Raw genomic sequence first — 7,929 nt, forward strand, 5'->3', positions numbered from 1 at the left:
AGGCCGCCGCCGAGCGCCGGTCCGGCGGCCTGCCCGACGCCGTTCGCGGCGGCCCACAGGCCGAGGGCCCGGCCGCGCCGGTCCCCGTCGAACCGGGCGGCGATCAGCGCCATGACCGCGGGCAGCATCGCGGCGGTCGCGACGCCCTGCACGGCGCGCATCGCGACCAGCAGCGGCAGCGTCCCGGCGAGCCCGGCGCCCGCCGACGCGACCGCCAGCACGACCATGGCCGCGACGAACACCCGGCGCGGGCCGATCCGGTCGCCGAGCCACCCCGACACGGGCAGCAGCACCGCGAACGTCAGCGTGAACGCGACGACGACCAGGGTCCCGGCGGAGATCGGGGCGCGCAGGTCCCGCAGGATCAGCGTCAGCGGGACGTTGACGATGGTGTTCGCGACGGTCCCGGTGAACGTGCCGAGCAGCAGCGGGACGAGCGCCGCCCACGATCCGCGCCCCGCCCGGTGGCCGTCCCGGGCGCCGTGCCCCCGGTCGACCGCGGTCATCCGCGGGCGAGCTTGCGGCGGCGCGGGCCGCCGTTCGCGGCGTCCTCGGCCGGGACGTGCACGAGGATCTGCCCGTCCTCCTCCTTCACCGGGTACACGCGGATCGCCTTGGTCGCCGGGGGCGTGATCGGCTCGCCGGTGGCGAAGTCGAACACGCTGCCGTGGCAGGAGCACAGCAGGCCGTCCTCGGTGGCGCTGCCGGACGACAGCAGGCAGTCCAGGTGGGTGCAGTAGTTGGACATGGCGTGCACCTCGCCGTCCCAGCGGGCGACGGCCACCTCGGCCTCGCCCACGAAGAAGCGGCGGACGACGCCCTCGGGCACCTGGCCCGAGCGGGCCACGGGCTGGTATTCCATCGGTCGCTCCTCAGGGTGCGTCAGGGTCGGGCCGGCGGGGTCTCGCCGGGCCGGTCGGCGGGATGTCGCCGGGGTCTCGCCAGGGGGCTAGAGGGTGTCGAAGATCTCGGTGAGGTCGGCGTCCTCGTCGCGCAGGACGTCCGGGTCGGGGGCGGCGCCGGCGCCGATGAGCTGCCGCGCCACGGCGAGGTCGCCGCCGCGGTCGACGCCGAACGCGCCGCGCAGCACGCCGCCGGCGAGGTAGAAGGCGACGAAGTCGAAGTCCTCGACGCGGCCGCGGACGACGATCCGGTCGGCGCCGTCGCAGTGCCCGGCGTGCTGGAGGTTGCGGCCGAACTGGTCGGACCAGAACCACGGCGGCGCGGTGTGCGCGGACTTCCCGCCGAGGATGTTCTTCGCGGCGGCCATGCCCTGCGCGTTGGCGTTGTCGAAGTGCTCGGCGCGGACGCGGCGCCCCAGCTCGGGCCGCCATTGCAGCGCGACGTCGCCGGCGGCGTAGACGCCGTCGACGGACGTCCGGCAGTACTCGTCGACCGGGATGCCGCCCGCGGTCTCGATGCCCGCGCCGGTGACGGCCTCGACGTTCGGCACCATGCCGGCGCCGACGACGACCACGTCCGCCTCCAGCGACGCGCCGCCGCTGGTCGTGACGACCGCGCCCGACGCGGTCTCGGTGTAGCCCTCGACCTTCTCCCCGGTGCGCAGGTCGACGCCGCTGGTGCGCAGCAGCGCGGCCATGACGTCGCCCATCAGGTCGCCGAGGACGTGCGCGAGCGGCCGTCCCGCCTGCTCGACCAGCGTGACCTGGGCGCCGAGGTCGATCGCGGTGGACGCGACCTCGCAGCCGACGAACCCGGCGCCGATCACCACGACCCGCGCGCCCGGCCGCAGCTCGGCGCGCAGCCGGTCGGCGTCCTCGATGGTGCGCAGGTACCGGACCCGGTCGCCCTCGATCCCGGGCAGCCGGCGCGGCCGCCCGCCGGTCGCGATCAGCAGCACGCCGGCCCGCAGCGACGAGCCGTCCGCGAGCTCCAGGCTCCGCTCGGCGGGCCGGATCGCGGTCGCCGCGGGGCCGAGCCGCAGCTCGACGCCGGTGGACTCGCACCAGTCGGGGGTGAGCAGGTACAGCTCGTCGCGGCCGTCCTCGCCCGCCAGGTACTCCTTCGACAGCGGCGGCCGCTGGTACGGGACGTGCGATTCGGCGCCGACCAGGACCACGCGGCCCTCGAAGCCGCGGCGGCGCAGCGTGCGGGCGGCGACGGCGGCGGTCTGCCCCGCCCCGGCCACCACGACCGACTCGATCATTGCGCGCCCTCCTTCACGGGCTGCTCGGTCAGGACGCGCGGGCGCGGGTCCACGTAGACGGCGTCGCCGGCGATCCGCACGGCGTGGCTCGGCTGGCACTCGTCCCGGTCCTCGACGCGTCCGGTCGCCGGGTCGATCAGCCACTGGTGGCCGGGGCAGATCACCCGCCCGTTCAGCACGGTCCCCTTCGACAGGGACCGCTGCTTGTGGACGCACACGTCGTCCAGCGCGTAGACGTCGTCGCCGACCAGGAACAGCGCGACCGGCCGCCCGGCCACGGTCACGCCGAGCCGCCTGCGCTTGCGCAGCTGCGCCAGCGACGCCGCCTCCACCCACTCCTCGGGCTGCTCGTCCACGTGCTCCTCCTCGCGTGTGGTGCGGCGACGGGGCCGCCGGGCCCCGCCGCCGGGTCGGGATCGGATCAGGCGCCGACGAGGTCGGGCTTGACGTAGGTGTCGTAGAGGCCCTGCGTGTAGGAGAAGCGCATCTCCGCGCCCCACCGGCAGAGCTTCAGGCAGCGCTGCTGGAGCGCCGGCGTGTCCGCGTGGTCCAGGACGATCTGGTAGCCGCGCTCGCCGTGCACGACGTCGGAGGTGATGTGCAGGTCGAAGAACTCGATCTCGTCCTCGGTGAACCCGTACACCTCGCGCAGCGGCACGATCTGCTTCTTGTAGATGCCCGGCACCTGCGACTCCAGGCCGACCACGAGGGCGGCGGTGGCGACCACGAAGTGCTCGCGCATCGCGACCGCGTAGCACCAGGCCTGGAGGCCGCGGGTGATGGCGTTCATGTTGTCGGGGTTCTCGACCCGCTCCCGGGTGGTGCCGCACGCCTCGGCGAACCGGATCAGCAGGTCGGTGTGGCGGATGTCGGCGAGCTCCTCCTCGTACATGTTCTGCAGGGTGAAGTCCTTGGCGCCGGTGAACTCGTCGGGCGTGTTGCCGTAGACGTAGCCGAGGTAGTCGGCGAACGGCCCGACGTAGTGGTAGTGGTTCTCCGCCCAGCGGGCGAAGTGCTCCCGCTTCAGCTCACCGTTGGCCCACGCCTGGCTGAACGAGGCGTTCTTCGCCTCGCGTCCCTTGATGGCGTCCTCCAGCGCGGCGCGGAACTCTTCCTTGGACAGCAGCTCTGCCATTTCCTTGCTCCCTTCCGGTGGTGCGGCGAATCCTGTTTCAGGGGGTGTCTTCAGGGGGTGATGTAGACGCTCTTCTCGCGCAGGTAGAAGAGCATCATCGAGGGGCCGGCCTGCTCCTTGAACGTCTGCGTGCTGGAGTCCTTCAGGCCGCCGAACGGGACGGTCATCGCCATTCCGGACGTCGGCTGGTTCACCTTCACCAGGCCGCTGTCGGAGCGCCGCGCGAACTCCAGCGCCCGGTCCAGGTCGCGGGTGACGATCCCGGCGGACAGCCCGTAGTCGGTGCCGTTCGCCAGCGCGACCGCCTCGTCCAGGCCGGAGGCCCGCTGGAACCCGAGCACCGGCCCGAAGATCTCCTCGCGGGTGATCCGCATGTCCGGGGCGAGGCCGGCGAAGACGGCGGGGGCGACGAAGTAGCCGTCGCCGGGCAGGCGCCGCCCGCCGGTGACGAGCTTGGCGCCCTCCTCCTCGCCGATCCGGACGTAGTCGAGGAACTTCTCCAGCTGGAAGTCCGCGGCGAGCGGGCCCATCTGGACGCCGTCGTCCAGGCCGTTCCCGACGGCCCGGGCCTCGGCGGCGCGCGCGACCCGGTCGAGCAGCTCGTCGTGGACGGCGTCGTGCGCGATGACCCGGCTGGTGCCGGTGCACGCCTGGCCGGACAGCCCGAACGCGCCCTTGAGGATGATCTGCGCGGCGCGGTCCAGGTCGGCGTCGTCCATGACGACGACCGGGTTCTTGCCGCCCATCTCCAGCTGCGCGCGCCGCGCGGGCCCGACCGCCGCGTGGACGGCCCGTCCCGCGCGGGTGGAGCCGGTGAACGTGACCGCGCCGACCCGCTCGTCGGCGGCGACGGCCGCGCCGGCTTCGGCGCCGCCGTGCACCAGCGCGATCGCCTTGGCGGGCAGGCCGCCCGCGAGCAGCGCCTCGACGAGCCGCTGCGCGAGCAGCGGCGTCACCGGCGACGGCTTGAACACCACCGCGTTCCCCGCCGCCAGCGCGGGGCCGAGCTTGCGGGACGGGATGTTCAGCGGGAAGTTCCACGGCGTGATCGCGCCGACCACCCCGACGGGCTCGCGCCGCGTGTAGACGAGGCCGCCGTCGGCGGACGGGTAGCTCTCCCCCGCGATCCGGTGGGCCTCGGCGGCGTAGAAGCGCAGGTTCCGGGGCGTCCGGGAGACCTCCATGGCGGCCTCGGCGCGGGTCTTGCCCTCCTCGCGGACCAGCTCGCGGACGAGGTCGTCCGCCCGGTCCTCCAGCCACCGCGCGGCCGCCTCCAGGACGTCGGCGCGCTTCTCGGCGGCCGTCGCGCCCCATTCCGCGGCGCCTTCGACGGCGCCCGCGACGGCCTTTTCCACGTCCGCCGCCGACGATTCGGGGAACTCGCCGACGACGTCGCCGAGGTCGGCGGGATTGTGCCGCCGGAACGTCACTCCCGACGCCGCGGGAACCCATTCCCCGCCGATGAGATTCAGGCCATTGTGCACGGTCACTCGTCCTCCACGTTCGGTGCGGCGATCGCGGTCAGCTCGACTTCCACCGGGGCGCCGCCGGGCAGCGCGCGGACGCCGATCGCGCTGCGCGCGGGGCGGCCGAGCCCGAGGCCGTCCAGGACCTCGGAGGCCCCGTCGGCGACGGCGGACAGGTCGGTGAACCCGTCGGCGCAGGCCACGTACACGGTCATCCGGAGCCAGCGCCGGACCCGGCCGGCGTGCCCGGCGGACAGGGCGGCGACGGCGTTGCGGGCGGCGAGCGCGGCGGCGCCGCGGGCCTGCGCGACGTCGAGGTCCCGCCCGGCGAGCCCGGTCACGACCAGCCGGCCGTCCTCGCGCGGGGTCATCCCGGCGCTGGTGAGCAGGACGTCGCCCGCGCGCAGCGGTTCGGCGACGGCGGTGACGTAGGCGCCCTGCGGACGCGGCGCCGGGCCCGGCGCGGGCACCGGGGTTGCTTCGGACACCGGGCTTGCTTCAGACACCGAGGGCCACCCCGTCCTGGCGCGGGTCGGAGGCGCCGAGGAGGGCGCCGCCGGCGACGGAGACGATCTGGGCGCTGCCGCCGGCGTCCCACGCGTCCTGGACGGCGACGTCGTGCCCGGACGCGCGGAGCGCCTCGATGCGCGCGCCGCCGAGCCGCGACTCGACGCGCAGTTCCGGCGGGCGTCCGATGACGTCGGCGTCGCTGCCGGGGTGGACGGTGAAGCGAGGCGCGGCGACGGCCGTCGCGGGGTCGTGGCCGTGGTCGAGCAGGTGCGAGAGCAGCTGGGCGTTCCACTGGACCTGGCCGTCGCCGCCCGGGGTGTTGCCGACGTGCAGGAGGCTGCCCGCGGCGCCGGTGACGAGCCAGGCGTTCAGGGTGTGCAGCGGGCGCCGCCGCGGCCGGACCTCGTTCGGGTGGCCGTCGATGAGGTAGGCGCCGCGACCGAGCCGGTTGTTCAGCACGATCCCGGTGCCGGGGACGGTCATCCGGGCGCCGAAGGTGAAGGCGAGCGAGTGGATGAGGCTGACCGCGCGGCCCTCGGCGTCCACCGCGACCATCGACGTGGTGTCGCCGCCGGCGGGGACGGGCGAGGCGAGGGCGGCGGGCAGGTCGCCGCCGTCGAGGCGGGCGCGGGCGGCGGCGATCGCGTCGGCGGCGAGCAGCCCGCGCCAGTGGTCGCTGTCGGAGCCGCACCCGGCGAACCGGTCGGCGAACGCGAGCCGGGCGGCGGACGCCATCCGGTGGACGGCCTCGGCGGACAGCCACGGCAGCTCCGACAGCACGCCGTCGCAGAGGCCGGCCTGCTGCGCCACCATCCAGCCGGGCGTCGGCGGCGTCGTGAGGTGGACGGTCGCGCCCTGGTAGGTGCAGGTCAGCGGCGTCTCGGCGGCGGAGCGCCCGCTCGCCATCCACTCGTAGCCGGAGAACGGGGCGCCGCCCGCGACGAGCGCGTCCACGCACCGCTCGGCGAGGCCGCCCGCGTACAGGTCGGCGGGGTCGGCGGCGAGGCGGCGCAGGGTCGCGGCGAGCTCGCGCTGGTGGAGCGGCTCTCCGGCGGACGGGACGCGCCCGCCCGGCAGGAACGTCCCGGCGGTGCCGGCGTCGCGGGCGAGTGCGTCGCGGCGCTCGACGATGTCGGCGCGGGTCTTCAGCGTGCAGGGCAGGCCGTTCTCGGCGGCGTCGATCGCGGGCGCCCACAGCTCGGGCAGGCCGCGGGACGCGGAGTCGGCGTGCAGGGCGGCGAGCGCGGCGACCGCGCCGGGGGCGGCGACGGCGAGCGGGCCCTCCAGGGGGACGGCGGTGAGGCCGCGGTCGCGGTAGAAGGCGGGGTCGCCGCCGTCCGGGCCGAAGCCGCTGCCGTTGAACGCGGCGACCGACCCGTCGGGGCGGCGCAGCAGCGCGAACGCGTCGCCGCCGACGCCGCACTGGCCGGGCAGCGCGAGCCAGGACAGCGCGGCCATGGCGAGCGCCGCGTCCACCGCGTTGCCGCCCTCGGCGAGGACCCGCGCGCCGGCCAGGCTGACCGCCGGGTGGCTGGAGGCGACCATGCCGCCGGACGCGACGGCGGGGCCGCGGCCGGGGTGCCCGAAGCCCGCCGGCGTTGCGTTCTGTGCTGACATGCCGATCAGTCTCGGCGGGCCGCGAACCGCCCCGATACGGGCCGAATGCCGAAGATCAGCACCCTTCCTTGGGCACCCTGCACAGTCAAAACAGGCACTTCTGAATGCTTGCGAACGAGTCCGACATCGTGCACAAAATGACTGCCTGTGCCGTGTGCACGTTCCTCATTGCTCACCGGGGAGGGATCGAGCAGATTCTCTGCAACCGTTGCGCCGATCGCCTCGCAGATGGCGCCGACAGGAGGTGGCGCGCCCGTGGGAGCCGCTCACTGGGTCTATCTTTCCGGAATCGTCCTCATCATCGCCGTCATGATCGCGCGGAAGAACGTCGTGATCCCGGCCATCGCGGCCACGTTCCTGACGGCCTGGACGTTCACCGGCAGCTTCGTCAAGGGACTGGAGTCCATCTTCAATGCCAGCCTGACCTCTGCCTCCGAGCTCTTCAACATCTTCCTCATCATCGCGCTGGTCACCGCGCTGCTCGGCGCGCTGCGCGCGCTCGGCGCGGACCGCCGCATGGTCGAGCCGTTCCGGCTGGTCATGCGGTCCGGCCACTCGGCGTTCTGGGTGCTGGCCTTCGTCACCTACGCGATCAGCCTGTTCTTCTGGCCGACGCCCGCGGTGCCGCTGATGGGCGCGATCCTGCTGCCCGCCGCGATCGCCGCCGGGCTGCCGCCGATCGCCGCCGCGCTCGCCATCGCCGTCGCCGGGCAGGGCATGGCCCTGTCCAGCGACTACGTCATCCAGGTCGCGCCCGGCCTGTCGGCCAAGGCCGCCAACGTCGGCACCGACGCCGTCGCGGGCAAGGCCATGGTGCTGTCGCTGATCACCGGCGGCGTCGCGCTGTTCCTCGGCTACCTGATGACCCGCTCGCAGTACCGCAAGCCGGACGCGCTGCTCCTCGAACGCTGGGAGGCCGGCGAGACGGAGGCCGCCGCGCCGGCGACGCGCCGCTCGCTCATCCCCGGCCTGCCGCTGCGCCGCCGCGTCCTCCAGCCCGCGCCCGCCGCCGCCACCGTCGAGGGCGACGGCGC

At 74.7% G+C, this 7,929-nt stretch carries 9 protein-coding genes; 1 reads left to right on the forward strand and 8 read right to left on the reverse strand.

All coding sequences use genetic code 11. The features are described 5' to 3' along the window. From ABZ914_RS41785 to ABZ914_RS41820, 8 genes are all read right to left on the reverse strand, one after another. On the reverse strand, positions 1–506 hold a 506-nt coding region (locus tag ABZ914_RS41785; protein WP_500200232.1), incomplete at its 3' end, for an MFS transporter. Beyond that, on the reverse strand, positions 503–862 hold the full coding sequence (locus ABZ914_RS41790) for a Rieske (2Fe-2S) protein (protein WP_500200233.1): 360 nt from the start codon (positions 860–862) through the stop codon (positions 503–505). The genes ABZ914_RS41785 and ABZ914_RS41790, both read right to left, overlap by 4 nt. 87 nt (positions 863–949) lie before the next feature. Then, positions 950–2,167, reverse strand: a complete 1,218-nt coding sequence (locus ABZ914_RS41795; RefSeq protein ID WP_500200235.1) for an NAD(P)/FAD-dependent oxidoreductase — start codon at positions 2,165–2,167, stop codon at positions 950–952. Next, positions 2,164–2,523: a Rieske 2Fe-2S domain-containing protein gene (locus tag ABZ914_RS41800; RefSeq protein ID WP_190852765.1), complete on the reverse strand. Its 360-nt coding sequence runs from the start codon at positions 2,521–2,523 to the stop codon at positions 2,164–2,166. The genes ABZ914_RS41795 and ABZ914_RS41800 overlap by 4 nt, the downstream gene beginning before the upstream one ends. Before the next feature lie 65 nt (positions 2,524–2,588). Further along, the gene (locus ABZ914_RS41805) at positions 2,589–3,302 is read right to left on the reverse strand and encodes an iron-containing redox enzyme family protein (protein WP_500200238.1); all 714 of its coding nucleotides are present in this window, start codon (positions 3,300–3,302) and stop codon (positions 2,589–2,591) included. A 50-nt stretch (positions 3,303–3,352) separates the two neighbouring features. Further along, positions 3,353–4,792, reverse strand: coding sequence for an aldehyde dehydrogenase family protein (locus ABZ914_RS41810; RefSeq protein WP_500200240.1), 1,440 nt, complete (start codon positions 4,790–4,792; stop codon positions 3,353–3,355). Next, positions 4,789–5,256, reverse strand: a complete 468-nt coding sequence (locus tag ABZ914_RS41815) for a RidA family protein (RefSeq protein WP_500200241.1) — start codon at positions 5,254–5,256, stop codon at positions 4,789–4,791. Before ABZ914_RS41815 ends, ABZ914_RS41810 begins: the two co-directional genes overlap by 4 nt. A gap of 10 nt (positions 5,257–5,266) precedes the next feature. Beyond that, the gene (locus ABZ914_RS41820; RefSeq protein ID WP_500200243.1) at positions 5,267–6,895 is read right to left on the reverse strand and encodes a gamma-glutamyltransferase; all 1,629 of its coding nucleotides are present in this window, start codon (positions 6,893–6,895) and stop codon (positions 5,267–5,269) included. Between the two features lie 309 nt (positions 6,896–7,204). Here ABZ914_RS41820 and ABZ914_RS41825 point away from each other — a divergent pair. Next, the coding region (locus ABZ914_RS41825; RefSeq protein WP_500200245.1) for a hypothetical protein at positions 7,205–7,929 on the forward strand (725 nt) is incomplete at its 3' end.

This window comes from Spirillospora sp. NPDC046719, assembly GCF_040645715.1.
Taxonomy (GTDB): domain Bacteria; phylum Actinomycetota; class Actinomycetes; order Streptosporangiales; family Streptosporangiaceae; genus Spirillospora.

Coding starts and splice junctions, on each gene's coding strand:
- ABZ914_RS41805 (WP_500200238.1), bottom strand. CDS start 3,302: ATGGCAGAGCTGCTGTCCAAGGAAGAGTTCCGCGCCGCGCTGGAGGAC.
- ABZ914_RS41820 (WP_500200243.1), bottom strand. CDS start 6,895: ATGTCAGCACAGAACGCAACGCCGGCGGGCTTCGGGCACCCCGGCCGC.
- ABZ914_RS41790 (WP_500200233.1), bottom strand. CDS start 862: ATGGAATACCAGCCCGTGGCCCGCTCGGGCCAGGTGCCCGAGGGCGTC.
- ABZ914_RS41795 (WP_500200235.1), bottom strand. CDS start 2,167: ATGATCGAGTCGGTCGTGGTGGCCGGGGCGGGGCAGACCGCCGCCGTC.